General features: G+C 45.2%; 27 protein-coding genes and 1 other annotated feature. Of the genes, 15 read left to right on the top strand and 12 right to left on the bottom strand.

Translation table 11 applies throughout. The features are described from left to right. Positions 1-14: 14 nt before the first annotated feature. Positions 15-413, top strand: coding sequence for a RidA family protein (locus tag A6049_RS02755; protein WP_063563110.1), 399 nt, complete (start codon positions 15-17; stop codon positions 411-413). A 122-nt stretch (positions 414-535) separates the two neighbouring features. Here A6049_RS02755 and A6049_RS02750 read toward each other — a convergent pair whose 3' ends face one another. Then, the gene (locus tag A6049_RS02750) at positions 536-1,696 is read right to left on the bottom strand and encodes a S8 family peptidase (RefSeq protein ID WP_063563109.1); all 1,161 of its coding nucleotides are present in this window, start codon (positions 1,694-1,696) and stop codon (positions 536-538) included. Between the two features lie 209 nt (positions 1,697-1,905). Between A6049_RS02750 and A6049_RS02745 the strand changes: the two genes are divergently transcribed. The 4 genes from A6049_RS02745 (at position 1,906) to A6049_RS02730 (ending at position 4,184) form a co-directional block, all read left to right on the top strand. Next, positions 1,906-2,430, top strand: a complete 525-nt coding sequence (locus A6049_RS02745; RefSeq protein ID WP_240321282.1) for a GNAT family N-acetyltransferase — start codon at positions 1,906-1,908, stop codon at positions 2,428-2,430. Between the two features lie 100 nt (positions 2,431-2,530). Next, positions 2,531-3,391: a Cof-type HAD-IIB family hydrolase gene (locus tag A6049_RS02740; RefSeq protein WP_063563217.1), complete on the top strand. Its 861-nt coding sequence runs from the start codon at positions 2,531-2,533 to the stop codon at positions 3,389-3,391. A gap of 33 nt (positions 3,392-3,424) precedes the next feature. Beyond that, positions 3,425-3,685, top strand: coding sequence for a hypothetical protein (locus A6049_RS02735; protein WP_095205928.1), 261 nt, complete (start codon positions 3,425-3,427; stop codon positions 3,683-3,685). Positions 3,686-4,001: 316 nt separating this feature from the next. After that, positions 4,002-4,184: a YjfB family protein gene (locus tag A6049_RS02730; protein WP_024630505.1), complete on the top strand. Its 183-nt coding sequence runs from the start codon at positions 4,002-4,004 to the stop codon at positions 4,182-4,184. Between the two features lie 102 nt (positions 4,185-4,286). Here the strand turns inward: A6049_RS02730 and A6049_RS02725 are convergent, their stop codons facing one another. The 6 genes from A6049_RS02725 to A6049_RS02700 form a co-directional block, all read right to left on the bottom strand. After that, positions 4,287-5,024 (bottom strand): HAD family hydrolase, encoded by a 738-nt coding sequence (locus A6049_RS02725; RefSeq protein WP_063563108.1) that lies wholly within the window; start codon positions 5,022-5,024, stop codon positions 4,287-4,289. A gap of 71 nt (positions 5,025-5,095) precedes the next feature. Further along, positions 5,096-6,145, bottom strand: a complete 1,050-nt coding sequence (locus tag A6049_RS02720) for a zinc-dependent alcohol dehydrogenase (RefSeq protein ID WP_063563107.1) — start codon at positions 6,143-6,145, stop codon at positions 5,096-5,098. 277 nt (positions 6,146-6,422) lie between these two features. Further along, the gene (locus A6049_RS02715) at positions 6,423-7,661 is read right to left on the bottom strand and encodes an aspartate aminotransferase family protein (protein ID WP_024630502.1); all 1,239 of its coding nucleotides are present in this window, start codon (positions 7,659-7,661) and stop codon (positions 6,423-6,425) included. Positions 7,662-7,751: 90 nt separating this feature from the next. Then, positions 7,752-8,960, bottom strand: a complete 1,209-nt coding sequence (locus tag A6049_RS02710) for an MFS transporter (protein ID WP_063563106.1) — start codon at positions 8,958-8,960, stop codon at positions 7,752-7,754. Between the two features lie 273 nt (positions 8,961-9,233). Then, positions 9,234-9,866: a hypothetical protein gene (locus tag A6049_RS02705; RefSeq protein ID WP_063563105.1), complete on the bottom strand. Its 633-nt coding sequence runs from the start codon at positions 9,864-9,866 to the stop codon at positions 9,234-9,236. Positions 9,867-9,937: 71 nt separating this feature from the next. Beyond that, a complete protein-coding gene (locus tag A6049_RS02700) occupies positions 9,938-10,822 on the bottom strand; it encodes a hypothetical protein (protein WP_063563104.1) in 885 nt (294 codons plus the stop codon). Between the two features lie 144 nt (positions 10,823-10,966). Between A6049_RS02700 and A6049_RS02695 the strand changes: the two genes are divergently transcribed. Next, entirely contained in the window at positions 10,967-11,659 is a 693-nt protein-coding gene (locus A6049_RS02695) for a pseudouridine synthase (RefSeq protein WP_063563103.1), read from the top strand. Between the two features lie 95 nt (positions 11,660-11,754). On the opposite strand, the gene A6049_RS02690 is transcribed toward A6049_RS02695, so the two are convergent. The 3 genes from A6049_RS02690 to A6049_RS02680 all read right to left on the bottom strand — a co-directional run bounded on the left by A6049_RS02690 (position 11,755) and on the right by A6049_RS02680 (position 14,855). Further along, positions 11,755-12,678 (bottom strand): DMT family transporter, encoded by a 924-nt coding sequence (locus A6049_RS02690; RefSeq protein WP_063563102.1) that lies wholly within the window; start codon positions 12,676-12,678, stop codon positions 11,755-11,757. After that, complete coding sequence (locus A6049_RS02685) at positions 12,675-13,526, bottom strand: AraC family ligand binding domain-containing protein (RefSeq protein ID WP_063563101.1); 852 nt, start codon at positions 13,524-13,526, stop codon at positions 12,675-12,677. The genes A6049_RS02690 and A6049_RS02685 overlap by 4 nt, the downstream gene beginning before the upstream one ends. Positions 13,527-13,730: 204 nt before the next feature. Continuing rightward, entirely contained in the window at positions 13,731-14,855 is a 1,125-nt protein-coding gene (locus A6049_RS02680) for an NADH:flavin oxidoreductase (protein WP_063563215.1), read from the bottom strand. Between the two features lie 230 nt (positions 14,856-15,085). Here A6049_RS02680 and A6049_RS02675 point away from each other — a divergent pair, with 230 nt between their 5' ends. After that, positions 15,086-15,670 carry a TetR/AcrR family transcriptional regulator gene (locus A6049_RS02675; RefSeq protein WP_063563100.1) on the top strand — a complete coding sequence of 195 codons (585 nt, stop codon included), beginning with the start codon at positions 15,086-15,088 and terminating at the stop codon, positions 15,668-15,670. A 109-nt stretch (positions 15,671-15,779) separates the two neighbouring features. Here A6049_RS02675 and A6049_RS02670 read toward each other — a convergent pair whose 3' ends face one another. Continuing rightward, entirely contained in the window at positions 15,780-17,033 is a 1,254-nt protein-coding gene (locus A6049_RS02670; RefSeq protein WP_063563099.1) for a cytochrome P450, read from the bottom strand. Positions 17,034-17,130: 97 nt separating this feature from the next. Between A6049_RS02670 and A6049_RS02665 the strand changes: the two genes are divergently transcribed. The 4 genes from A6049_RS02665 to A6049_RS02650 all read left to right on the top strand — a co-directional run bounded on the left by A6049_RS02665 (position 17,131) and on the right by A6049_RS02650 (position 20,856). Beyond that, on the top strand, positions 17,131-18,288 hold the full coding sequence (locus A6049_RS02665) for a YhgE/Pip domain-containing protein (RefSeq protein WP_079693954.1): 1,158 nt from the start codon (positions 17,131-17,133) through the stop codon (positions 18,286-18,288). A gap of 70 nt (positions 18,289-18,358) precedes the next feature. After that, positions 18,359-18,904 (top strand): PadR family transcriptional regulator, encoded by a 546-nt coding sequence (locus tag A6049_RS02660; RefSeq protein ID WP_063563098.1) that lies wholly within the window; start codon positions 18,359-18,361, stop codon positions 18,902-18,904. Between the two features lie 35 nt (positions 18,905-18,939). Next, complete coding sequence (locus tag A6049_RS02655; protein ID WP_063563097.1) at positions 18,940-19,239, top strand: Dabb family protein; 300 nt, start codon at positions 18,940-18,942, stop codon at positions 19,237-19,239. Positions 19,240-19,539: 300 nt separating this feature from the next. Next, on the top strand, positions 19,540-20,856 hold the full coding sequence (locus A6049_RS02650) for a nucleobase:cation symporter-2 family protein (RefSeq protein ID WP_063563096.1): 1,317 nt from the start codon (positions 19,540-19,542) through the stop codon (positions 20,854-20,856). A 147-nt stretch (positions 20,857-21,003) separates the two neighbouring features. On the opposite strand, the gene A6049_RS02645 is transcribed toward A6049_RS02650, so the two are convergent. Further along, positions 21,004-21,444, bottom strand: coding sequence for a YhfM domain-containing protein (locus tag A6049_RS02645; RefSeq protein WP_095205927.1), 441 nt, complete (start codon positions 21,442-21,444; stop codon positions 21,004-21,006). A 223-nt stretch (positions 21,445-21,667) separates the two neighbouring features. Here A6049_RS02645 and A6049_RS02640 point away from each other — a divergent pair, with 223 nt between their 5' ends. The 4 genes from A6049_RS02640 (at position 21,668) to tyrS (ending at position 25,818) form a co-directional block, all read left to right on the top strand. Beyond that, positions 21,668-23,137, top strand: coding sequence for a protein adenylyltransferase SelO (locus A6049_RS02640; RefSeq protein ID WP_063563095.1), 1,470 nt, complete (start codon positions 21,668-21,670; stop codon positions 23,135-23,137). Positions 23,138-23,203: 66 nt separating this feature from the next. Beyond that, positions 23,204-23,662 (top strand): Imm63 family immunity protein, encoded by a 459-nt coding sequence (locus A6049_RS02635; protein WP_063563094.1) that lies wholly within the window; start codon positions 23,204-23,206, stop codon positions 23,660-23,662. Between the two features lie 5 nt (positions 23,663-23,667). Then, positions 23,668-24,117 carry a DMP19 family protein gene (locus A6049_RS02630; protein ID WP_063563093.1) on the top strand — a complete coding sequence of 150 codons (450 nt, stop codon included), beginning with the start codon at positions 23,668-23,670 and terminating at the stop codon, positions 24,115-24,117. 100 nt (positions 24,118-24,217) lie between these two features. Beyond that, positions 24,218-24,439, top strand: a binding site (T-box leader). Positions 24,440-24,558: 119 nt separating this feature from the next. After that, on the top strand, positions 24,559-25,818 hold the full coding sequence (tyrS, locus tag A6049_RS02625) for a tyrosine--tRNA ligase (RefSeq protein ID WP_063563092.1): 1,260 nt from the start codon (positions 24,559-24,561) through the stop codon (positions 25,816-25,818). Positions 25,819-25,959: the final 141 nt, after the last annotated feature.

Raw genomic sequence — 25,959 nt, 5'->3', positions numbered from 1 at the left:
ACGAGGTAATCAACATGAAAACCGACAAAATTACTAGAAAAAATCCAGCTAATGTGCCAGCTCCTGTAGGACAGTACACGCATATTACAAGAATTCCGAGGAATGCAGAGTTATTCGTGACATCGGGTCAAATTGGAGCAGATCGTAGCGGACACTTTCCGGACAGTCTGAATGAGCAAGTCACGAATACATTCAATAATATTAGAACAGTACTCGAATCCGAGCATTTAGATGCTGAACATATTATCAAAGTTAACGTATGGGCGACGGAGAAGATCGATTGGGATTTCTTATACGCTGAGTGGGGACAATTATTCAGTCAGGATTATCCTGCGATGACAATTGGATATATTACGGAGTTAGGTCTACCCGAAATTAAAATTGAAATCGAAATATGGGCAGCAAAAGTGTAGAACCAAATAAACTTCTTTAAACCATGGAGCTTCGATAGAAGCCCCATGGTTTTTTTGATTTCTTTATACGTGAGAAACGGAAATGGCGATGATCCATGCCATCAAGAGTGAATGTAATTGTGTTATGGCACTTGCAGACTCTGATAGGCATTCAGTCGCCCATATGTCCAGTAGACACCAGAGCCGGATACGGGATCGGATGCGAAGCATAAGGCATCACGAATCTGCGCATTAGTTTTCCCACGGGAAGCCAGCAATGCAGCTACTCCCGCTACATGGGGAGCGGCCATGGACGTTCCGCTTAGATAGGCATATGAGCCACCCAGGTATGTGGACAGAATGGTATCACCCGGTGCAGCCATATCTACCCACGATCCGTAGTTTGAGAAATTCGATTTGAGGTCGGAAGGATTGGTTGAAGCTACCGCAATGACATTGGGATAAGATGCAGGTACAATCGGATACGAAGTATTATCATTACCTGCTGCCGCGATAATGACAGCGCCGCGATCCCATGCATATTGCACGGCAGCCTGAAGAAAGGCTTCTCCCGTTGGTCCACCGAGACTCAGGTTAACGACTTGAATACCGTTGTTGGCCGCATAAACAAGTCCGTTTCCGACGTTACCCGTTGTACCTTGTCCATTGTTATCCAACACACGCAGCGGGACAATCGAAGCGAGTGGTGCCGCACCTGCAATGCCAACTCCGTTATTGGTTATAGAAGCCGCAATTCCAGCTACATGGGTACCGTGTCCGTTACCGTCTTCGGGAATATTATCATAATCAACGTAATCGTATCCGGGAAGGAGCTTGCCAGCGAGCTCTGGGTGGTTTAATTGCACACCAGTGTCAATGATCGCGATTTTCACCGAACTGTTACTTTGGGAAATATCCCAGGCAGCAGGAGCATTGATTTTTTGCAGGTTGTATTGGTAAGGGAAAAACGGGTCATTTGGTGTAAACGATGCCTGAAGGTAGTAGTTAGGTTCAGCGTGCTCGATGAGCACATGATCCTTGTAGTGTTTTAACATACGTTGCATTTTCTTTCTTGATTCAAGGCGATACCAGCCCAGATCTTCATACGTTTCGGCTACGTTGCATTTTGCTTTTTTATGCAGAGTGTGCATCTCGTCAGCTGTCGTACCTTCCTTGAACTTGATTAACAGCTGCTTGGGTGCGTGGGGATAAAACTTTTTGGCGGCAAGTTTATCTTCCACATAAAGATAGACGAACCCAATTGCCAGCAGAGCTGCAGCAGACATTCCAAGCGATAACCACATATGTTCTTCCCCCTCGAATTTGATTGATGACACGCCTTATCGTATGCGAACCCTATCAAATCGCGCGGGCTTTCTGCTATTTTGGTTAGAAGTTTAGATAGATTGATAGGAAGAGTTTATTTCGGTAGAATTGTAAGCAGAGAGCGAACTTGCGTTTCGTTGGGTTCGTATACGGAGCTGAAACGGGCTCGAATCTAAGGATAAGGAATGTGGATTTTGTGACACAGCTTCAGGCCGTACCGAGAGTGATAGCTGTTCAAGAGCACCAAATGAAAGATGCAATTGATTTTGCCATGCGTGTACGCAAAGAAGTATTTCCAATGCTGGATCATGAGGAATTACCTGTAGATCTGGAGCAATTCAAAGAACATTATCTGGATTCAGCCGTTACTGTCTTTCTAGTTGCGGTCACGGAAGATAATGAGATCGTGGGTTCCATCGGTATCCTGCCTTATGATGGGCGTATCGAAGCTGTGAATGGACAATATCCTGAGCAGTCTGCCGCCGAAATTGTGAAATGTTATGTGGATTCTAAATATCGCAGATACGGTATCGGTTCACTCCTCGTAAGAGAACTGGAGAAAGTGGTGGCAGAGCTGCACTACACAACCTTGTATTTGCATACACATCGCTTTTTGCCTGGTGCCGTGGATTTCTGGAAACGTCAGGGATATGTGGTTGTAGTGGAGCAGGACGATGATTGGCAGACGGTGCATATGGACAAATTGCTATAAAATAAGTGATTATGACTATGATTACTTTGATGTACGAACTGCGGATACCGAAGGGGAATATAGGGTGATGCGTTTGGATTACTTTAATGGGGGATACGAGATGAGTACAACGAATCGAAAGATTGTTTTTATAGATATTGATGGCACATTGGTAGATGATGACGGCAACATTCCGGTTTCCGCACAACAGGCATGCAAACAGGCACGTGAAAATGGACATCTGCTTTATTTATGTACAGGACGATCGAAGGCGGAAATCTATGATTCTATTTGGGACGTAGGATTTGACGGTCTGATCGGTGCTGGTGGTGGATATGTTGAATTCGGTCAGGATGTGCTGTATCACAAAAGGGTAACGGCAGAAGATGTACGACATATGGTCGATTTTTTCAATGAACACCAGATTGACTTCTACCTCGAATCCAATTCGGCTTTGTACGCCAGCGCCAATCTTCAATCTCATCTGGAACGTCGCATTTATGGGGATGTAGAGAATGATCCCGGTGCCAGAGCGAAAAAAGAACAAAAGCCACATCCGTTTATTGCTGGTTTGACATATGGTGAAGCCAATTTATACAAGGACGACGTAAACAAAGTTTGTTTTCTGGAAAGCTCTACGATTCCGTTCAATCGAATCAAGCAGGAGTTCGAAGGCAAATTTGAAGTCATTCAGTGCACAGTGCCCATCTTCGGTGAAGGAAGCGGTGAACTGATGATCCCGGGCATTCATAAAGCCATTGCTATTGCAGATTTATTGGAGCATCTGGGTATGTCACGTGAAGATACACTTGCCATTGGGGATGGCATGAATGATGCGGAGATGCTGGAGTATTGTGCTGTAGGGATTGCGATGGGCAATGCCAAGCCAGGTCTCAAAGCCATTGCAGATGATATAACAGGAACTATTGAAGAAGATGGCTTGTACCACAGTTTTGTGAAATATGGATTGATTGAGTCCTAATCAACTTCAAACGAGTGGGAAGAGGTGAAACCAATGTCGGAAGGAATAAAAGTTGAGCTAGAAATAAGTGCATTCGGTCAGGAAACAGTTCCATCGTACGATGATTCGTTTCGTAAACATGAGATCGCAAGAACTCGTACTTTACCTAAAGAGACTACACTAGCGCAACTGGAAGAGATGTTGAAGGAAATGATGGCAGAGATCAAAGAGGATTTTCAGCAGCCGGAACAGTTATTAGCCAAAGTAACCCTGAGAGCGAAGGAAACGGAGGGGGTATTAAAATACTTGGGTTAGGGACTCTTTTTCATAGAAATGTTCTAGACTCCGGACAAGGCCCAGTAGATAAATCCACCAAATAATCCGATGCAAAGTCCGGCGATGACTGATAAAAGGATAACAAATTTTTTTCCGTTCATAAACAACCCTCCCCCATGATTTTAACATATACGTATTGGTTGATGTTTTGTATTGCTATAGCATCTTCGGGGGGATTTAGGGTGGGGCGAATGTTAAGCTGATGGACATGAAGGAGAGAATTACATATTTCCTCCCACCTGACCGATATAAAATAGGTATGCCTATTGACCAGAAAACGAAAGGAGTGCAGAACATGGATATTGCAGCATTATCAATGGCTATGAGTCAAGTCTCAGTGGCGCAGTCGGCGAGCTTGCAAGTTATGTCAATGTCGAAAGACATGGCAGAGCAGCAAGGTCAACAACTAACAGAAATGTTAAAGTCGGTTCCGGCTCCTCATCCTAATTTGGGTGGAAGTCTGGATATTTCGGTCTAGACGATATTTGAGTTTGCGTTCTCGCGTTAAATTTGCAGCAAGCAAAACCCAAACGGCTCCAATTCCATTGAATTGAAGCCGTTTGGGTTATTTATTTTCGTCTTAGTTTATTTCCGACAAGCTTGGCGATCTGCCTTCCAACGGAAGTGTATCCTTGAGCGTCCATAACTCATCGTAACTGGAAATCTGAAGATCGGCTTTGGATAAGTCCTGGTCACCTGATCCCGGATTACGGTATCCGATGCAGCGCATGCCTGCACTTTTGGCGGCCTGAACACCATTGCGCGAATCCTCAATGACAAGACAGTTCGATGGGGATGCTCCAATCATCTCGGCTGTAGTCAGGAAAATATCTGGAGCCGGTTTGCCGTTCGTGACTTCCTCACCTGTCATTCGGACCTCAAAGTATTTTCCAAGTCCGGTCTTGTCCATGATCAGATCGATCAGTGCACGTGGAGATGAAGAAGCAACGGCTATCGGAATGTGCTGTTCATGCAGCCAGCTTAACCAGCGTTCTACGGAAGGCATGGCTGTCAGCTTCGGGTGAGCCAGCATCGTCTGCATCACATTATGTTGATGGTAGGCGAGGGCTTCTTCCACGGTAGCCGTCAACTGGTGCTTGTCCAACACTTGCCGCCACATCGATTCCAGCGTAACTCCAACATAGGTGTGATGTTCCGCCTCCGTCATCTTTGCGCCAAAATGGGCAAAAGAGCTGCGCTCAATCTCGAAATAAATCGGTTCGCTGTCAATCAGTACGCCATCCATGTCAAAAATGACCGCCTGAATGCTGTCATCCTTCGACTCTCCCAGCCCGTCAAACTCCTTGTTTGCTACCATGTTGTATTCCTCCTCCAGGATTCTGTAAGCAATTATCTCTAATTTATCTCAATCATGATTAACTTGCTACATTAGATACTGGAGCCGCTGGATTGCAGCACCACTTTGATGGCATGTGAAGAAGCTTGAAGTGTGCGCCCCTGAATATCGCAGCCGAGTGTGCGGAATGCCTCTTCGTAATCCTCCAATGGGAACGAATGGGTGATAATTTTTTTCGCCGGGATAATCTGTTGCTCAATCATGTAATGTGCTGTTGCGAATGTACCCAGGGAGTCGATGGAGCCAATGATTTTCAGACTGCGGTCCACAACTTCCTTGGGATTGAACGATGTGTTTCCATCTCTCAGACCGACCAGCATGAGATAACCGCCGCTGGCGAGTTGCGAGAGCACTTGTGTGCCCACAACGCCTGTCGTATCCACAATCATATCAACCTGATTAGTTGTTGGTGCCAGCGACTCTATCGCATTTTCAAAGGATGAATGAACCTCCCAGCGATCCGGTGCAATCGAACCTGCAATAGCCAGGCGTTCTTCGGAGATGTCGACGAGACAGCCAGTGACACCTTTGGAAGCGAGGGCGTAGCTGTATAGAATACCAATCGGCCCTGCGCCGAGGATAATCGTTCTAAAATTCGGCAGCAGATGGATCTGATTAATGCCTGTAAGCATGCAGCTCAGTGGTTCAGTCAAGGTCGCTTCCTCATAGCTCACATGGTCCTTCAATTTATACAAAAAGCGATCCTCGGTTACATAATAATCCGTAAATGTACCGTCAGCACTCACACCTGTCTCTGTAACCGACTTATGTGTGCAGTGATTTTGTCTGCCTGTTCTGCACATGTCGCATTGCCCGCAATAATAGGTAGGATCGATGACAACCCGGTCGCCCGGTTGCAGTGTCGTTACAGCAGAGCCCACGGCAATGACTTCCCCGGCAGACTCATGACCAAGAATAACGGAAGGAACCGCATGATATTTACCGCTAACAATACCAAGGTCGGTACCGCACACACCCGTTGCCCGGATTCGAACCAGCACCTGATTGTCTCTTGCGATTTCTGGAACAGGCCGTTCCTCAAGCGCTACATCCCAAGCCGATTTGTATACCAATGCTAACATGTTAAAACCTCCTTATAATAATATGAAATGTAACTATAGCGATTCATTTTAAAAACAGTTTCTGACAAGATACGAAAGTAGTGAAGGAGACGAAATCGATTCTGGAGAAGCGGAGCGTTCGCCTTAAAGCTTTCTGAAAGAAAGCTGCTTCGGAAGCATACGCTATCAACGGATTTTTCCCTCGGAAAAGGGAAATCAAATAAATCCGGGGATAACAGCGATCAGAAGAACGGTTCGTAACCGAAACGACCACTACGAGCAATGGCATTGAAACGTATTAATGGACGCTGGCAAGCACCGAATCGAGTCGCTCTACAATTTCAACCAACTCATCTTCTGTTGTGGTAAGCGATGGTCTGACCTTAACTACGTTCCCGAAGCCGTAACGTGATCCTCTTAAAATCAGATGCTCATCCGTGAAGGCACGGTCGATAATGGCGTTGGTTTTATCCGTATCCGGTTCATTATTGTCACCCACCATTTCCAATCCCCACATCAGGCCGACTCCGCGAGCTTCACCAATGCTTGGATATTTCATGGCCAAATCTTGCAGTAATCCACCTAAAATTTCACCTTTGCGTTTCACGTCATCCAGGAATCCGGGTTCGGATACAACCTCCAAGGTAGATTTGGCTGCGGTTACAGAGATCAGATTGCTTCCTGAGGTGAAGGAATGTTCATGCTTTTCCAGTACATTTAATCGGGACTGCATCAATACCGCAGCAACAGGCACACCGATACCACCGAGACCTTTGGCAAGGGTAATCATGTCAGGCTGGATATCGAACAGTTCGCTGGCAAACATATACCCGGTACGTCCGATTCCCGTCTGTACTTCGTCGGCAATAAGAATGATATTGTACTCATCACACAGTTTACGCAGGCGCTTGAAATAACCAGCAGGAGGAATGATATTGCCGCCATTGCCGAGGATCGGTTCAATAATCATGCAGGCGACTGAGCCGGAACTCGCATATTCTATGGCATCGGAGATAGCTTCAACGCATTGATATCCGCAGTCTCCGCTTGAGGATTTGAATGGGCAACGATAGCAGTATGGTGCAGGCACATGAACGGAGTTGGCAACAGCCGAATTTGGAAACCGTTTCCGCCGGAAGGCATTTCCCGAAATCCCTGTTGCAAACTGGGTCTGACCATGATGGGACAGGTACAGGCTGATAATGTCTGTGGATTGCGTGTATTTCTGTGCAATTTTGGTGGCACATTCATTGGCGGTTGAGCCCGTAATATCCCGCATCCATCCGGCATTAATGTCGTTTGGAGCATATTCAATCAGATGATCGAGCACTTCATCCACATACGGTTCTGTGAAGGAGGAAGACATATGCGTCAGATTGCCGACTTGTTCCTGAATTTTGCTCACGACATGCGGGTGATTGTAGCCCAGTGACAGGTTGAACGTACCGGACACACCATCCAGATATTCAACGCCTGCATCGTCAATCAACTTAATCCCTTGTCCGGTTCTGAAACGGTTTTTGGTTAAGGTTTGCATACGATTCCCTCCATAAATGTAATGTACTAGCCTGAACGAAGATCAATAATTTCGGATTACGTGGGCATCACCCCTCTCAAGAAGCAACGTTTAAATCTCTTTACTCTGATGTGCGAGAGTTCCACTTACGGCGCTGTTCCTTACATTCCAGAGATGAGAGAGTACGAGAGTGAGTAGCAAAATCAGACAAAATCCGGCCAAAATCCAGATCGTGTTCACTACAGGCCACGCACTCATGCTCCATCCGGTTACATACTGCAGAATGGCGCCACCGATACCCCCTGATGCAATCAGGATGCTGGTTGTGCGCTCAGTCATGCCCGGAATCAAAATGTTGGCATAGACCAGTGCAATACAGAACAGCCCTGACATGAACAATCCGGTTCCGAAGATTAGCAGGTATGTTGCCCATTGGCCCGTAACGAACACCATGGCAACGGCGAACAGAAGTGTACCTACCGTACTCCAGATCAGGAAAGGCATGTAGTTGACAGCTTCAGCAATTTTTCCGGAAAAAAGACGACCGATAATCATGGCAATCCATAGGATGGATACGCTGAGTGAAGCGACAGACTCCTGTAACTGCAATCGTTCGACCAGGATGGAAGGCAGGAAGTTCATCAGGCCTAACTCCAGACCCATGTAAACGAAGAAAAAGATGACGAAGATGGTGAGCAGCCCCATATGTTTTCTGGAATACTGGGCCCTGCCCGTTGCATGTCCAACGGTGTTTTCACCAGCTTGTTTCAGATAAGAAGCGGCGGAGGTGGGCATGGTCACCCATAACAGCATGAGAATAAGGGATAACGCGGAAACGGTATAAAACGTAAGATGCCAAAGATCCAGCCAAATGTATAAGGCAGCGACTGCCGGAATGAGAAGTGCTCCGAGGGCAAAGTACACATCAAGCTTGGACATTGCGACTGCTTTCTGATTTTCCGTGAATTCTATCGTAAACGCACCAACGGAGGGCTCAATGATACCAGACCCAAACCCGACAATAATGGTTAGAAGAAGAACAACTGTCCAGGATGGCAAGAATCCGAGAACGGCATAGGCGGCCACAATACAGATCAGTGCGATGGTTAACATGGATTTTCTGCCGATGCGGGCAGTCATGGAAGGAGCAACGAGCACCCCGACAAGAAAACCAAGGAACTGCAGAAACAACAAAAATCCGCCATCACTATAACCACGCTCATAATGTGTCAATAAAACGGGTAGAAGTGCACCGAGTACAACGCTGGTTATGCCGATTAACAGATAAAAACCGCAGCTTAAAGCGAAAATTCTTCTCATAAGTTGTCCTCCTAAGATGGATATAAATTTTATATTATGTAAATAATGTTTCTTTCGTATATAACTTATACCATAATTATGCAATTGTACATGCTTTTTATTGTAAAATAATGTTAAATTTTGACGAATGAATGATCTTTCTCACACAATGTTCAACCTAAAACGATTTCGTGTCGAAGCAAAAAAAAAGTTTCCTTGTCTGTAATAGACAGGAAACTTCTTGACGTTCGGGAACATTAATCCGAATATGATTTAACTTGAGCTGTCGTCCCACTAAGCAGTCTGCACAAAGAAAATTCCATCCAAGGGTGCCTGAGCAGATGCGGGGCCAGTTCGTAATAACAAATATCCGTTTGCATCGGAAAGTCCCAGTATATCCTGATAGGGATGGGGGAAATCCCCGGAATAAATCTGACCAACGAATTGATAGTCCTCTAACAAATGGCTAATTCCGTTCACACCTTTTGGTAGCATGGAAGAGAAAAATGAAAAGGCAGGGAAATCCTGTTCCTCGATCTCTACTTCCGTCAATCCTACTCCGCATAAAGGAATGGATTGAATGGGACATACGGAAGTTAGTGGCTCTGAAGATACGGATACATATGTACATCCAGCGAGAATATTCTCCTTCCATTCCAGCTCATCCCCCGTATAGGTTACCTGGTCCAAAAAGTATTCCGAAGCGGAATAGGTGGAGAAGACCGAAATGTACTTCCCGGGTGGCAACGAAGGGACATGCATCTGTTGTAAAAGTGTATTGCAATCAATGGAGAACAGATGCAACAAGGGTTGGCTCTCCTGATTAAGCGGCCAATCTGTAACATATGCGATTTCTCCGCCAATCCATATGCCAGTATTCTGGTTCAGAACATCAGGGTCAATTGAAAGCTGGTTAACTTTGTGCATGGTAAACTCCTCTTTGTGTCTGGATTAAGCTGTTTAAACGGACAACACATTAATTATGACGGGCTGACCGTTCAGTCTTTGACTTGAATCGCATTTCCAAACAGCTTGCGTGCTTTGTCCCAATCGACGCCTAGTTTACCTTGCCAGCCAGCCCAAGGCATCTCCATATCAGAGCGGCCTTTGGTATTATTAAGCAGCAACTCACCGTTCAGGATATGCTCGTTGTTGGTCCAATGGTCTGTACTGAGGGAGAGAACCTGATTGGGCAGTACACCTACTCTGGACAGCGCTTGAAGAATACTTCGGCGAATCCCGGCGTGTCCTTTGACTAATCTCTCTGCAGTGAGTCGTTTCTCAAATTTCCCCGGAGACTCTTCGTCTTCAGCCTGATCCAGCATGCGAAGCAGTTGATTGAATGTGGTGATATCCTCGGGAGTCGGTTTAATTGGTCCTTGCTCAAGTATGGTGACAAACTCTGTCAGATCGGCGTATGCACCTACGCTTGTGCCACTGTAATCATAACCCTGGTGAAGGGCGTAACGGATATTGGATAGATTCTTCCAGCTCTCATCGCTATGACTGAAACCGCAAACTCTGCAAGCCAGGAACTGTTCAGTCTCTTCGTAAGCATGTGGCTCTGAGTGAATCATCATATGGTAGCTTGCGAGCGTAGATATGCCTCGAGGATAACTGCCCCCGACACCTGCAATAAATGCTTGGGTAATCGTTGACCAGGATAGACGTTCATTCTGCTGGAAAGCGATTAGTCGTTGAATGATATCATCATGGTGGACCATCTCCAGATCATTAGCCACCCAGCCCACTGAAGTCAGTATATATTGTTCGGCAGGAGTAAGTGTATCCGTTTGATAGATCATTACTTCACGTGCTCTGTCATAATCACCATTGGCGTGAAAATATAACTTTTTAAGGACTCTCATACACTTTTTGTCCATGGTTAACTCCTTTCCATAGTTTATTTTGGATTACCTATGTACCTCCGAATAACAATTTATTTGCTTCGTTTCATTATAAGTGAGATGATGTTTGATGAAAATCAGTACAAGGTACTAACCTATTGAACAAAGTGGTGGTGGAGCATGCGAATTAACAAATACATAAGTGAAACAGGATACTGCTCCCGCAGGGAAACGAACCGATTAATTGCAGCCGGGCGCATTACGATTAATGGTAAAGTATGTGAAAAAGGAGCGGACGTGGAGCCTGAGGATATTGTGCTCATTGATGGTCAGGAGATTCCTTACAATGATCGCGAGCCTGTTTACCTTGCTCTGAATAAACCCATCGGCATTGTCTGCACCGCAGCCGAACAGGTGGAGGGAAACATCATTCAGTATGTGAATTATCCCTCGCGTATCTTTGCGATTGGCAGGCTGGATAAGGCGTCCGAGGGATTGATTTTTCTGACGAACGACGGGGACATTGTGAACAAGATGATGCGTTCGGAGCATAACCACGACAAGGAATACGTAGTAACCGTAGATAAACCAGTGACAGACGAATTCGTACGGGCGATGTCGCAAGGGGTTGAGATTATGAATGTGGTGACGAAACCGTGTGAGGTATATAAGCATAGTGAGAACGTATTTCGTATCATTTTGACTCAGGGGCTTAATCTGCAAATCCGCAGAATGTGCAAAGCCTTGGGATACAGAGTGCTCAAGCTGGAGCGCATCCGAATTATGAATGTTACGCTGGATGGACTGGAACGTGGACAATGGAGACATCTGGAGAAGCAGGAGCTGGTGAATCTTCTGTCCATGTTGAATTAGAAGTTGCATCTGCTCAATGTCCTGGCAAAATGAAGAGGCACTAATCCGTAATGGATTAATGCCTTTCTTTGAGTTTTGGACGATGAAACCATATACTATTCAAGTTCTGGCAACGTACTACGGTGGTCTTTTCTGTGTACTTTCTTCTCTGAGATAAATGATCCGAGCAACGTTAATAGAGCGCCAAGCAGCGTTATCCAGGTAATCCGTTCATGTAGAATCAGTGCAGAAGCGACGACAGTAATGACAGGCACCAAATAAATGTACACACTTGTTTTGACGGCTCCCAGCAGACTCACTGCCCGGTTCCAGGTTACAAAACATAAGGCCGAGGCACCCAGTCCGAGAAAGAGAAGGTTCGAGAGGTTGGTCATGTTGGCGAAGCGCCCGAGATCGAAGTGGAATTCGAACAGGAACAAAGCCGGCAGCATGAATAATAGTCCATAAAAGAATACTTTGCGTGTAGCACCGATGGTGTGATAGGGAAGTTCACCTATTTTGCGCATGAGAACAGAGTAGATCGCCCATACAGCAGGTGCCACGAAAGCGAGCAGATCCCCCAGGGGATTCAGTTGCAGAATGAAACTGCCGTTGAATCCAATAAGGATAATGCCAGACAAGGCAATGGCGAAGCCCAAGATAAACCGCTTTTGCAATCTCTCTCCATCCAGGAAGAAATGTGCAAGGACTGCGGTAAAGAAAGGGGCAATCGAAACAATAACACCTACATTGGAAGCTAAGGTGTACACCAGTGCAATATTTTCAATGAGAAAATATAACGTAACCCCGCATAATCCAGCAACGATAAACAGCATTTCTTCTCGGAGTGAGGTAATTCGCATTAACTGCGGATAGATCAGGAAGAGCACCACATAGCCAATCACGAAACGGAAAAAGAGAATCTCCACCGGCGTGAAATCGATCAGCAGCACCTTGGTGGAGATAAACGTTGTTCCCCAGATCAGGATCGTAAGTAAGGCTAGCAGGTGTCCAGTGGAAATTTTGTTCTGACCTGTCATGACAGATCATCCGCTGTGCGCTTTGGATCCAATTCATGGTTGAAGATGCGTCTGTATTGCTTGGGGGTCAAGCCAATTAGCTTTTTGAAAAAATTCGTAAAGTGACTCTGGTCACTGAAACCGGTCTGCGCTGCGACCTCAATCGGAAGCTGGCCTTGTTCCAATAGCCGTTTGGCCTGATTGATGCGAATTGTTTCCAGGTAGCGGTAGGGAGATATCCCTTTTTGCCGAGTGAACAAACGCAACAGATGGTATTTGCTCAGCCCTGTTAACTCGACTAATTGGTTCAGCGTAATGCTCTCCATATAATGAGTCTCTATGTACTCGCATATGAGTCTAATCTCGATGGTGACGTCCTGGGCGGAAATGGGCGGTTCGGCATCGGCATATTCTCTCATCAGCTGTTCCAGCAGAAAGAGCAGCAGTTCTTCTTTGTGAAAGTCAGCTTGCTCTTCCAAGATCATCTGATGCAGCTCATGCAAAGAAGTAACATGTTCGCTCTGATAGAGAACAGGGGAAGTAAACCGTGGCAAATAATCTTGTCCGGTAATTTCCAGCACATATTGGCGCATGACCTCAGGTTGAATGTTGATGCAGCGATAATCCAGAGTTCTGCCGTCCACCTGTTCGCAGGCATGGGGATCATGCGGATTAAAAATAATCATGTCTCCAGTGTTCAGGATATATTCTTCGTTATTACATACGAGATGGCGCTTGCCTTGCTCAATAAATCCAATGACGTAATAGTCATGAAAATGATTGGGGAATTTCTGCATAATACCTTCAAATTGATAGGCTTCGAGCTGTAAATCGGTATCGAACACGACGGTTCGCACTTCGCGAGTCACCTGCTGCACCTTCTTTCTGGTAAGTTAAATGTCATTATAATATGAAAAGAAGGAACTTTCTTGGACGATATTGCTCGCTCTGTTTTGTTCAAACATGTAAAAAACCAAAATACCCGCTGTCCCTAACTAGATGGATGACGAGTATTTTGGTTCAATTATAGCTCATTTAATGAATAACAATATTAATTTGAACCTAAATTATTGTTATAGCAACGTAGCAAGTGCTTCTGGCGAAAAAGCCTGAATTTCATTCACACGGCCATCACGGATTTTCACAGCCCACGCCGGATCAGCCAGTAGTGCGCGTCCAACGGCAACCAGATCAAATTCCTGCTGGTCCAAACGAAGGAGAAGATCATCTAAATCCTTGTGTCCTGCACCTTTACCTTCCGTATAGAGACTTGTAAATTCATCATCCAGACCGACAGAACCCACGGCTATCGTTGGCTTGCCTGTCAGTTTTTTCACCCAGCCGGCAAATCCAAGTTCCGAACCTTCATATTCCGGCTCCCAGAAACGTCGTGTTGAGCAATGGAATATATCGACGCCGGCCTCTACCAACACATTCAGGAATAACTCCAGCTTATCTGGTGTGTCCAGCGGTTTGACGTAATAATCACTCATTTTCCATTGCGACAAACGAATGGCAATCGGGTAATCGGGACCCACGGCAGAACGGATTGCTTGAATAAGTTCGGTAGTGAATTGCGTACGCTTGATAAGATCACCGCCGTAGCGGTCTGTCCGTGTATTTGTTCTGTCCCAGAAGAATTGGTCAACCAGGTAACCATGTGCTCCTTGAATTTCAATGCCGTCAAACCCAAGCTGTTTGGCATGAACTGCTGCGTCCACAAAAGCCTGAATGATGTTGGCGATTTCTTCGTCTGTCATCGGTTCACCCGTCAGATTTCCCTCGAGATCAATACCCGACGGTCCAATGGATGGAGCTTCCGGATGAGGCTGCGATCCCGCTGGACGAGCCATACCCATATGCCAGAGCTGAGGAAAAATCTTGCCCCCTGCTTCATGAACTTGTCTGACGACTTCTGCCCAGCCGTTCAATGCTTCTTCACCATGAAAACGGGGAACACGCGGTTCGCTGGTTGCCGCCGGATGATCAATGGTTACACCTTCGGTAATAATAAGTCCGACGCCATTTTCGGCACGTCTGCGATAATAAGCCGCTACATCGGTACCCGGTACACCATCGGGTGAGAAAGCCCGACCCATAGCGGGCATAACGATGCGAGACTGCAGGGTTAAGTTATGAATCGTATAAGGTTGAAACAGATTTTCCGTGGATTGAACTTGTTGTTGATGATTACTCAAGTCAAACACCTCCATAATAGTGCACCTCCAAGCGGGGTACGAGTGCAATATTATCAATGGAGAGTGGCTGCATCAACCGACGATTTATCCAATGTGTTGCTTAAGCGAAGCGACCATAATAATGTTGGTTTAACCCCGGATTACTTGTTGAGCTAACAGGAGCTATTTATAATAGGAGCAGAGCATTAAGAAGTTTGATTACAAGATCGATTAGAAGGGACACTTTGTATATGTCAGGTGAGTTTTCTCCAAATCCCAATGATCCACGGGTGATCCGAACCCGTCAATTAATTCAGGATGCGTTTTTTTATCATTTGAATAAAAAGGATTTCTCAGCCATCACAGTTCAGGATATTACACAAAAGGCGACGATTAACCGGGCCACATTCTATGCCCATTTTGCAGACAAATATGAACTGCTTGAATCCGTTTTGTCCTATGCTTTCCAAGAATATGTGCTCAAACAGATTGATGCAGAGGCACATTTGACAGAAGAGACCCTGAAGCAACTGGTGATCTCGTTATGTAATTATCATGATTCAAGCAACCAATGTATCAAGAAATATGAGTCCGTAGCGCCAATCTTTGAAGAAAATATTAAGGCCCAGTTAGAGAAGCTCGTTCTGGAGCTTGCCATGAGTCAAACAGATGGAGCAGAGCCACCCAAAACATTGGCGTATTTGGCAACGATGCTGAGCTGGTCCATCTATGGGGTGACGTATCGCTGGAATTTGGAGGAGAGACAGGAATCTCCGGCTGAATTGGCTGAGCGAGTGGTGCCATTTATGATGAATGGAACAGGTTTACTGAATTAACGAATGTAGAAAGAAAGAGTAGATGAGATCTGCTCTTTTTGTTTTGATTTTATCCATCGAAAATATAGTGAAGATTATCAATTCATAAATGAATTTACGTCAGATGAATTTACGTATATAGCTTCAGCGGAAGGGTCGTTAAAGATTGTCCGGCCGCAGAGGCAGTCAGGTTTTCCTCCAGATTGAATCCTTCCACGGGTTCAATGCTGGTGAAGGTTTTTAGGAATGTGGTCAGTACAATTTTGGCTTCCAGACGCGCCAGTGGTGCCCCCAGACAGAAGTGAGTACCAAAACCAAATGCAAGCTGTTTATTATTGTTCGATCGATGAATATTTAAGGTGAACGGGTCTTCGAACATGTTCTCATCCATATTGGCTGCACTCATCCACGCTACGATAGCGTCTCCCTTTTTCAGTTTAACACCAAGCAGATCGTTATCCTCTTTGACCATCCGGTCCATTTTGCTGATGTGAAAGCGATATCTCAGCATTTCCTCTACCGCGGCTGGAACAAGCTCAAGGTTATCCCTGAGTTCGGCATACAATTCCGGTTGATCATACAGAAGGGCATAGAACGAGTTGGCCAGCAGGTTGCTTGTTGTTTCTATGCCAGCACCCAGAATAAACATGGTGGTTCGCACAATCTCTTCATCCGTAAAGTGCTCGCCATCCACTTCCACCTGGATCAGGTCGGATATGATATCTTCTCCCAGATTGGATCTTTTGGACACAACGAAGGGATACAAGTATTTAAAATATTCTTCGCCGGCAATCTTTTTCATTTCGTTAATTTGATCAAAGGTGGCATCGGTAGTGGGCATAAACATGGTGTCCACCCAACCCTTGAACAAATGACGATCTTTGGAAGGAACGCCAAGCAGGTCAGACATGATAATGACAGGAAACATGCTCGTATAAGCTTCAACAATGTCCACTTCTGATTGATGCTCAAACTCTTTAATTAGCTCTTCGGCCACTGCCTGTATTCTCGGTTCCCAAAGCTTGAGACTTCTCGGTGTAAACGCACTTGCCAGCAATGATCTCCGCTTGCGATGATCCGGCGGATCTACATTGTGAATATCCAGCTTGTCCGGCATGTGATGCTCGCTGTCCGCACCTTTTTCTTCACTTGAATATCCGATGTTCACAATTGATCTTTTTCTCACACTGGAGAAGTGCTCGTGATCATTAAGCACGGTTTTGACAAGATCATACTTGAATATATGCCAGGAATCGGTCTCTTCATTGTAGATGACAGGTTCCTGATTCAACATGCTGCGATACCAACGGTAGGGACTGAATTCTTCTTCTTTCGATTGGAAATTCGTGATTTCTGACAGAGAAATAATAGAGCTCTTCGTCATTCGTTTCGCCTCCTTGGTTGGTCTCATTGACAAATATAACAAATAAGAGTACTTTAATTCAAGTAGTTTAAATTAAAACAACAAGGTGGAGTAAAGAGTGAAGAACATACTGAAGCACGGCGGAGTCAAGGCAGGCATATTCATGATCGTTTTTTATCAGATTGTAATGTTGACCGTTTTTATGTCGGGATATAGTGCAATCCCCAAAAATGTAACCAATCTTACGGTGGCCATTGTCAACGAGGACCAGCAATCCGGTACTGAGTTTGTACAAAAATTGCAAGAACAATTGCCATTTAAGGTAGTAACCAACGAATCATTGCAACAGGCAAAGACAGGGCTTGAAGATCGGGATATTCATATGATCATACGTATACCGGGTGATTTTACGGAGAAACTGTCTGAACAAGGCGGTAAAGCTCAGCTCCAGTACCTGATTAATGAATCGAACCCAACAACGATCACCAGTTCAATGAAAAATGTAGCTGCTCAAATCACTGCGCAGATCGGTGCTCAGGTTCAGGCACAGAGCTTTGAGGGTGTGCTGAGCAGTATGCAGGTTCCTGCGGAGCAATCGAAACAGATTGTGGAATCGACCATGGACAAAGTATCATCCGACATCGTTCTGAGCAACCCGCAACCAGCAGGCATGCAAAATCAGATGGCACCGATGTTTATCACCATGGCGCTCTATGTTGGAGCCATGATCTATGCGATGCAAAGCATTGGCGGCATGAAACAACTGCAAGGACAGATGGGGAAATGGAAAGCATTCTTTGCAATGCGAGGAGTCAACCTGCTTGTTTCCATCCTTGCTCCACTTGTAGGGATAGGCATTTATTTTATGGTGCAAGGGTATGGCGTGGAAGCGTTTTTGAAACTGTGGATGGTGCATAGTTTGCAGTTGTTTGTGTCGATTGAGTTTACAAGTATCTTTATCATGCTTCTGGGTCAAGGCGGAATGCTGATCAATATGATATTCGTACTCAGCCAATCCATTGCAAACGGGACGTCCATGTCACCGGAGATGATGCCAGGATATTTCAAATTCGTAAGTCAAATCACACCGATGTTCTATTCAACGCATCTGGATTACAATATTCTCTTCGGTGGGGGACGAACGGTGCATTATGCTGTTGGGCTGGCATTGGTTGGTGTGGGAGCCTTTGTTATCAATACAGCCATTCATCATTTCAAAAAAGCCAAGCAAACTAGTACCACACAGGAGTCTGTACAACAGCCCGTTATGATATAAAATAGAAGATATGAGGGTAGGCGATGAAGAAGAAGCTATGCCCTTCGATTAGCAGAATGGGGGCAGTCACATGTCGATTCAAATATTTATACTCGGTGCACTAAGTGAAGGGAATTATTATCCCTATGATATTAAGAAGCGAATTGGGAAACATCTGGATCAAACGGATGCCAAGATTACCGAAGGTACCATTTATTATAATTTTGAAGTGTTGCTGAAGAAGGGTCTTATTGAGAAGGTAGAAACAATTCAGAGTGAAAATCGACCAGACAAAACGACATATGGAATTACCGAAAAAGGACGTCAGTCCCTTGAACAGAGCATATATAAGGTGTTCCAGAAGTTTACGAATGTACAGTCCTTATACGCTGCGTTGGTCCATTTGGATAAGGTGGATAATCAGAAGATCGCGTATTTGATTGAGGATATTATTGAGAAGATGAATAAGAGGCTGGAATATATTGAATCTCATACACCTCAGGAGATTGATGTGGAGGAGGATCTGAAAGATGCACTGTTGTTGATGCGAGATCACGCGTACCACTCCATTCAGAGTGATATGATCTGGCTTCAGAAACTTCTGCATCATGTTCAGAGCAGAGTATTAAAAAGCTAAATCACTACTCGTTAAAGGAATGAGGTGAAAAGATAATGTATGAACATTTGGTCGCATTCAAATTGAACGATAAAATCACTACGGTCAAACAGCAAGAATTGGTAGCTCAATTACTCGCGTTACAGGAACAGATTCCTGGAATTGTGGATCTCACCGCAGGTATTAATGTAACAGAGGAGACGGATCATATTCAGGGCTTCACACTTGGCCTGAGAGTGACATTTGAAGATCAGGAAGCGCTGCGTGCTTATGGCCCGCATCCTGCACATCAGGCATTTGTAGCCTCCCTGAATGAGTGGCTGGAGAATGTAATTGTGGTCGATTATTCGATCTGAGTCTGCATATTGTCCATAATATATTATGCATAAGAAGTCGCCATGGCGGTGTCTTTCATATGATCAGGTTAGTCAGAATTTTCTGGCTAGCCTTTTTTATGTGAGATAATATAACAAAAGAAGGAGGTGTTTTCATTCCTTTTTGTACAAAATGCCCAATATAATGAGGTCTCTTTATAACCTGCAACAATTCTATGTTATGGATCATGGAACTTCCCGCAATTGTTTATATAATGTGAATCAACATAACATGATTTTTGCAGCGGTAAAGTGATTCTAAATTACAGGGGGCAGGTAGGGATGAGAGAAACCAAGAGAATGAGGATTTTTTCACTGGGAATTCAGCACGTATTGGCGATGTATGCCGGGGCCATTTTGGTTCCGCTGCTTGTGGGAAGAGCGTTAAACCTGACTGCGGAACAATTGGCGTATCTGGTATCGATTGACCTGTTAACCTGTGGTATCGCGACATGGCTTCAAGCACGTAAAGGGAAGTATTTGGGGATTGGCTTGCCAGCGGTTCTTGGAAGCTCATTTGTTGCTGTGACTCCCATGATTGCGATTGGATCACAATATGGAATTCCGGCCATTTACGGTTCCATCATAGCAGCAGGGATATTCATCGTTATATGTGCTGTTTTCTTTAGTAAAATCGTCAAACTGTTTCCTCCCGTTGTGATTGGAACAGTCGTAACCATTATTGGTCTGGCGTTAATTCCAACAGGCATCAAGAACATGGCAGGTGGAGCAAACAGTGAGAATTTCGGAAGTCTGGACAATCTGGCGCTCTCATTCGGGGTATTGCTCTTCATTCTGGTGCTGAATCGATATGCTCGCGGCTTTGTCAAATCCCTCGCAGTTCTCCTCGGTATTATTGTGGGTACCCTCGTCGCTGCCATCATGGGGAAAGTGAATTTCAGCTCTGTACAGGAAGCCTCTTGGTTTCATTTGCCCCAGCCCTTTTACTTTGGATGGCCTACCTTCGAAATCGGTCCGATCATTACCATGATTATTGTCGGCACAGTTGTCATTATCGAATCTACAGGTGTGTTTATGGCCTTGAGCAAAATCTGTGATCAACCGATTAACGAAAAGGATTTGGCACGAGGATACCGCGCAGAAGGTCTGGCATTTGTACTTGGTGGTATCTTCAATGCTTTTCCGTATAACACATTTGCTCAGAATGTCGGTTTGGTTCAGCTCTCCAAAGTGAAAACGACCAATGTGGTTGTTGCAGCCGGAGGTATTCTGATTTTTCTTGGACTGATCCCCAAAGTTGCGGCATTCGCAACGATTATTCCCAGCGCGGTACTCGGCGGGGCAACGGTTGTTCTGTTCGGCATGGTAGTCTCATCCGGGATTAAAATGCTGCAACATGTGGATTTCAGCAAGCAATCCAATCTGTTAATCGTTGCTTGTTCGGTTTCACTCGGTCTTGGCGTCACGGCTGTGCCGGATCTGTTTGCCCAGCTGCCTCAAAGTATCCGCATTATTGTTGGGGATGGTATTATCACAGGCAGTCTGTGTGCCATCCTGCTCAATGTTTTCTTTAACCTCGGATTTAAAAAAGAGAGTCTGCCCGTACAGCCTGTACAAGCTCAAGAAGCACATACTTAAGATTGTCTTGTAACAGGTATGCGATCTGAATAAATGGAACAGACCCAAGATGTATTGGTTGAGGTGGAATGATCGGAATGACTCCCCTTGCCAATGAACCTCTTGGGTCTTTATTTTGGGTAAACTGCAGAGTACAATTGGATATTTTTACTCAACATCCCCCGGAAGCTTTTCACCTGTGATGAGTTCGAAAAGTTTTGCAGATTTCTTCTTAGTTAATTGAACATAAGTAGGTTTACTTTCAATGATGATTTCAACCTGATCCTGATGGGGACTGATCCAGAGGTTATAGATGACACTTTTATCTGAGGAATCTGTGTTCTTTTTCTTGAAAAAGAATTTATAATCCGGAGGTCGCACCATATCCGCTATAGTATTGTTCGACGGGATAGAGGCGGTGATGTTCCTGATGGCTTGCACCTGTGCTGGATCGGTAATTTTTCTATACAGGGTATATTGATTGGAGCTCTCAACCGGTTGTTGAACGATAACCTGATTTCCCTTTGATTGTATGTTGTCCGCTGAACAACCCGTAAGGCACATAAACAAAAGTGTTATAGACCCAATCCAATAGATGTATTTTCTCAATTTGATCACCCCTTGATCTCTAAACGGTGTCCCGGGTATGAAAGTTACAGCAGGATGAATGCAAAAGGGATATAAATATGCTAAAGTTTCATCATGAACATGCTACATGTTCTTTCCGTTGAATTTCCATGCGACTACATAAATGAGCATTGGTTCACAAGGCTAAAATAAAACGAAGGGATATCCTGATATCGCTTGGTTACAGAAAAGGAGTTGTGATCACATGCAACAAGAAACGCTGAAAAAAGGGTGGCACTTCGACAACAGTTATGGACGTTTGCCACAGACCTTTTTTACAAATCAGGGTGCGGTACCTGTTCAATCACCGAAGTTGATCATCTTCAATACATCGCTTGCAGCCAGCCTGGGGCTGAATGCTGAGGCTCTTAACAGTGATGAAGGAGCAGAGGTGTTTGCAGGTAACCTGATTCCGGAAGGTGCCGAGCCTCTCGCTCAGGCCTATGCGGGTCATCAATTCGGTAATTTTAACATGCTTGGTGATGGACGGGCTTTGCTGCTGGGAGAACAGATCACGCCACAAGGCGAGCGAGTGGATATCCAGCTGAAAGGTTCGGGAAGAACCCCATATTCTCGCGGAGGCGATGGACGTGCTGCTGTTGGGCCAATGCTGCGTGAATATATTATTAGTGAAGCGATGTATGCACTGGGTATTCCAACAACGCGAAGTCTGGCGGTTGTATCTACTGGAGAAAACATTACACGCGAAACAGAGCGACCTGGTGCAATCCTGACTCGGGTGGCTTCAAGTCATTTACGTGTAGCAACCTTCCAATACGCAGCCAGATGGGGATCGATTGATGAGCTCAGAGCATTGGCTGACTATACACTGAAACGGCATTTTCCCGATATTGCCGAAGCCGATAATCGCTATCTCCAGTTACTTCAGGAAGTCATTCGTCGACAGGCTTCACTTATCGCCAAGTGGCAACAGGTTGGTTTCATTCATGGCGTAATGAATACAGATAATATGGCCATCAGTGGTGAAACCATCGATTATGGGCCGTGTGCGTTTATGGATGCCTACAATCCAGCGACGGTATTTAGCTCCATTGACACGCAAGGTCGGTATGCATATGGAAATCAACCGTATATTGGCGGCTGGAATCTGGCTCGGTTTGCCGAGACGCTTCTGCCACTGCTGCATGAGGATGAAGAACAGGCTGTACAAATCGCTCAGGATGCGATTGCACAATTCTCTGAATTGTATCACCACCACTGGCTCTCGGGAATGCGGAGCAAGCTGGGCTTGTTTAATGAAGAGGCTGAGGATGAAGCGCTAATCAGGGATCTTCTTGAATTGATGGAGAAGCATAGTGCAGATTACACAAATACGTTTCTCGCACTGACCTTTGATACGCTCAACGGAGCTCCTTTATTCGATACTTCAGAGTTTGCGGAGTGGAATGAGCGTCGCCAGGCAAGATTAGGCAGACAGCAGGAAGGGAAAGAAGAATCGCAGCAATTGATGAGAACTAGCAACCCAGCGGTGATTCCTCGTAATCATCGGGTGGAAGAAGCACTGGACCGAGCGGAGAATCACGGAGATCTTAGTGTGATGGAGAAACTTCTTGCTGTTCTTTCCAACCCGTTTGCACATTCTACCGAACAAGCTGAGTACGCGGAACTGCCTACGCAGTGCGATACCTCCTACCGGACTTTCTGTGGAACCTGATTGAAAACTTGTTATGAAGAGGCTGCCATTGGCAGCTTTTTCATTATCATGTCAAAAGGAGATTTTATGTCCAACATACTAAGCAAAACAGAGATTGCAAAAACTCTTTTTCAGTTGCTTGAGCGGACATCCTTCCGCAGGCAGCAGATTGAGGACTATGTTAACCGCTTGTTTGAGAGCTTTAAAGGGGAAGGAGTTCCCTATGTAGAGATTGAAAATGATGCATATATAGTTCGTATATACGAGCGTGGCATGGTTATGTTGGAAAAAAGAATGGAACAGACGGAAGAAGTAATCTACTGGCTGCTGGAGGATATCATTTTTACGGCAGCGCATGTGGAATTGCTGAAACGATATGGTGTGGATAATAAACAGACACACTTGAATTACACAAACGCAGTGACGCAAGAATTGACCCAAAGTGTTGAGAAGGCTTTCCAACAGCTTGGAGATCCTTACTTGTATTGGCATCAGACGGGTAAACGGCAAGATCTGGAGAGACTGGAACCAAGAAAAGAGAGGTGATTGACATGAGTGAACAGGATATTAATGATGTGTGGTATGAATATGCGTTAACCTTTGTGGGGAAAAAGAATGAATCCGCTCAGGGCTGGGCTGCGTTAACAACGAATGAACAGGAAATTGCTGCTTTATGGCTGCTAGAGATGGACGTCTTTAACGGTGGTTTTGTTCAATTTTTCTGCAACTGGGGCGAAGAGGTATACCTATACGCGTTGCAGGCATTACATATCATTGGTGCGACTCAAGTAATGGACATCATAAAGTCAGCATATGGCTGCATTAAGCATTTGGGAGAGGATGAAAGACTTGCTGAACTGTGGGATATTCCTACGTTTCTAACAGTAGAGGAGGAGCAACATCTTGATGTGCTGGATCAGCAATTTTGGAACAATGAAGATCAGATTGCAGAAAAGGCTTATGCATATTACCACGAGAAGTTGAACAAGATGTCTTTATAAACTTTGGCGTAGGCATTCATCTGTTGCTCTATATAAAGATTAAATACTTGGCCTTGCAATGATATTAACGTTCGGCTATACTGGCTATAAATTGAATACATGAATTACGTTGATAGAGCGCAGTAGCGGCTTTGTCCCTGTTACAGAAAGTCAGGGGTTGATGGAACCTGATACATACAAGGGCTGCGAATTACACTCTGGAGTACTTGGGTAATGCCAAGCGGAATGGCAAACGATATTTTGCTGAAAGCGGTATGGACAGCGTGTGAGTTGTTGTCTGTGCAAGTTGGGTGGTACCACGGTTATGATAATCGTCCCTATGTCTATTGAAGACAAGGCGGCGATTTTTTTGTGTCCAAAAAAGCCTCGCCCGGCTTAGCTCCTTGTGAATTAACGTAGATCATGGCCTAATACCAATGCATAGAGAAGGGGTTGTTTGTTTTGAATATTATTGATGAACTGGAATGGCGCGACGCCATTAATCAACAGACAGATGCGGAGGGTCTGCGTGAGCTGACAGAGACCACGTCGGTTTCATTGTATTGCGGAGTTGACCCTACAGGAGACAGCATGCACATCGGACATTTGATTCCGTTCATGATGCTGAAACGTTTCCAACTCGCTGGGCACCGTCCAGTCATTCTGATTGGTGGGGCAACAGGAACGATTGGTGATCCAAGTGGTCGTCAATCGGAACGTTCCCTGCAAACGTTGGAAGAGGTACAAGCCAATGTAGATGCTCTGACTGCACAAATGAAAAAGCTTTTCGTAACGGATGGCGACAATCAGGTACGTATGGTCAATAACTACGACTGGACACACAAAATCAATGTGATTGAATTTTTGCGTGACTACGGTAAGAACTTTAACCTCAACACGATGCTAGCCAAAGATGTGGTTGCGAGCAGACTGGAAGATGGAATTTCGTTTACCGAGTTCTCCTACCAGATTCTCCAATCGCTCGATTACCTGCACCTGTTCCAACATGAGGATGTACAGCTGCAAATCGGCGGTTCCGATCAATGGGGCAACATTACAAGCGGTCTGGACCTGATCCGTAAAAAAGAAGGGCCAGAAGCTAAAGCTTACGGTCTGACGATCCCGCTGATGCTCAAATCCGACGGAACGAAATTCGGTAAATCCGCAGGCGGGTCCATCTGGCTTGATGCGAATAAGACGACTCCATTCGAATTCTACCAGTTCTGGGCGAACACGGATGACCGTGATGTAATCAAATACCTGAAATACTTCACATTCCTAAGCAAAGAAGAAATTGAAGCTTTGGCTGAAAAGGTAGAAACGGAGCCCCACAAGCGTGAAGCACAAAAGGCACTCGCTGAAGAAATGACGAAATTTGTTCACGGCGACGACATGCTGGAGCAGGCGAAACGCATTACCGCAGCACTCTTCAGCGGAGACATTCGTTCCCTTACAGCTGACGAAATCGAGCAGGGCTTTAAAGAAATGCCGACCTTCGAAACCGATGGTGAAGCAAAAAATATTGTAGACTGGCTCGTGGATCTTGGCCTGGAGCCATCCAAACGTCAGGCGCGTGAGGATGTCACCAAAGGGGCCATTTCCATGAATGGTGAGAAAGTTACGGAACTGGAATTCACGGTCTCTGCAGAGCACGCAATCGGTGGTAAATTCATCATTATCCGTAAAGGCAAGAAAAACTACAGTCTGGTGAAATTGAAGTAGCCATAAGATTACATTATGAATCTTGGGAAGGTAGATGCAAAGGTTTCATCTTCCCAAGGAACACAAAAAAGGACCGTCTCCAATCATGTCAATGACATCATGGAGACGGTCCTTTTTATATTCCATCCGCAAATGGCTTAT

It is taken from the genome of Paenibacillus sp. O199, from assembly GCF_001636635.1.
GTDB lineage: Bacteria > Bacillota > Bacilli > Paenibacillales > Paenibacillaceae > Paenibacillus > Paenibacillus marchantiae.
This window is presented reverse-complemented; position numbering and strand designations above follow the sequence as displayed.

Excerpts from the sequence above, each read along its gene's own strand:
- A6049_RS02755 (WP_063563110.1), top strand. The coding sequence starts at position 15 with ATGAAAACCGACAAAATTACTAGAAAAAATCCAGCTAATGTGCCAGCT.
- A6049_RS02750 (WP_063563109.1), bottom strand. The coding sequence starts at position 1,696 with ATGTGGTTATCGCTTGGAATGTCTGCTGCAGCTCTGCTGGCAATTGGG.
- A6049_RS02740 (WP_063563217.1), top strand. The coding sequence starts at position 2,531 with ATGAGTACAACGAATCGAAAGATTGTTTTTATAGATATTGATGGCACA.
- A6049_RS02735 (WP_095205928.1), top strand. The coding sequence starts at position 3,425 with ATGTCGGAAGGAATAAAAGTTGAGCTAGAAATAAGTGCATTCGGTCAG.
- A6049_RS02730 (WP_024630505.1), top strand. The coding sequence starts at position 4,002 with ATGGATATTGCAGCATTATCAATGGCTATGAGTCAAGTCTCAGTGGCG.
- A6049_RS02725 (WP_063563108.1), bottom strand. The coding sequence starts at position 5,024 with ATGGTAGCAAACAAGGAGTTTGACGGGCTGGGAGAGTCGAAGGATGAC.
- A6049_RS02720 (WP_063563107.1), bottom strand. The coding sequence starts at position 6,145 with ATGTTAGCATTGGTATACAAATCGGCTTGGGATGTAGCGCTTGAGGAA.
- A6049_RS02715 (WP_024630502.1), bottom strand. The coding sequence starts at position 7,661 with ATGCAAACCTTAACCAAAAACCGTTTCAGAACCGGACAAGGGATTAAG.
- A6049_RS02710 (WP_063563106.1), bottom strand. The coding sequence starts at position 8,960 with ATGAGAAGAATTTTCGCTTTAAGCTGCGGTTTTTATCTGTTAATCGGC.
- A6049_RS02705 (WP_063563105.1), bottom strand. The coding sequence starts at position 9,866 with ATGCACAAAGTTAACCAGCTTTCAATTGACCCTGATGTTCTGAACCAG.
- A6049_RS02700 (WP_063563104.1), bottom strand. The coding sequence starts at position 10,822 with ATGGACAAAAAGTGTATGAGAGTCCTTAAAAAGTTATATTTTCACGCC.
- A6049_RS02695 (WP_063563103.1), top strand. The coding sequence starts at position 10,967 with ATGCGAATTAACAAATACATAAGTGAAACAGGATACTGCTCCCGCAGG.
- A6049_RS02690 (WP_063563102.1), bottom strand. The coding sequence starts at position 12,678 with ATGACAGGTCAGAACAAAATTTCCACTGGACACCTGCTAGCCTTACTT.
- A6049_RS02675 (WP_063563100.1), top strand. The coding sequence starts at position 15,086 with ATGTCAGGTGAGTTTTCTCCAAATCCCAATGATCCACGGGTGATCCGA.
- A6049_RS02670 (WP_063563099.1), bottom strand. The coding sequence starts at position 17,033 with ATGACGAAGAGCTCTATTATTTCTCTGTCAGAAATCACGAATTTCCAA.
- A6049_RS02660 (WP_063563098.1), top strand. The coding sequence starts at position 18,359 with ATGTCGATTCAAATATTTATACTCGGTGCACTAAGTGAAGGGAATTAT.
- A6049_RS02655 (WP_063563097.1), top strand. The coding sequence starts at position 18,940 with ATGTATGAACATTTGGTCGCATTCAAATTGAACGATAAAATCACTACG.
- A6049_RS02650 (WP_063563096.1), top strand. The coding sequence starts at position 19,540 with ATGAGAGAAACCAAGAGAATGAGGATTTTTTCACTGGGAATTCAGCAC.
- A6049_RS02640 (WP_063563095.1), top strand. The coding sequence starts at position 21,668 with ATGCAACAAGAAACGCTGAAAAAAGGGTGGCACTTCGACAACAGTTAT.
- A6049_RS02635 (WP_063563094.1), top strand. The coding sequence starts at position 23,204 with ATGTCCAACATACTAAGCAAAACAGAGATTGCAAAAACTCTTTTTCAG.
- A6049_RS02630 (WP_063563093.1), top strand. The coding sequence starts at position 23,668 with ATGAGTGAACAGGATATTAATGATGTGTGGTATGAATATGCGTTAACC.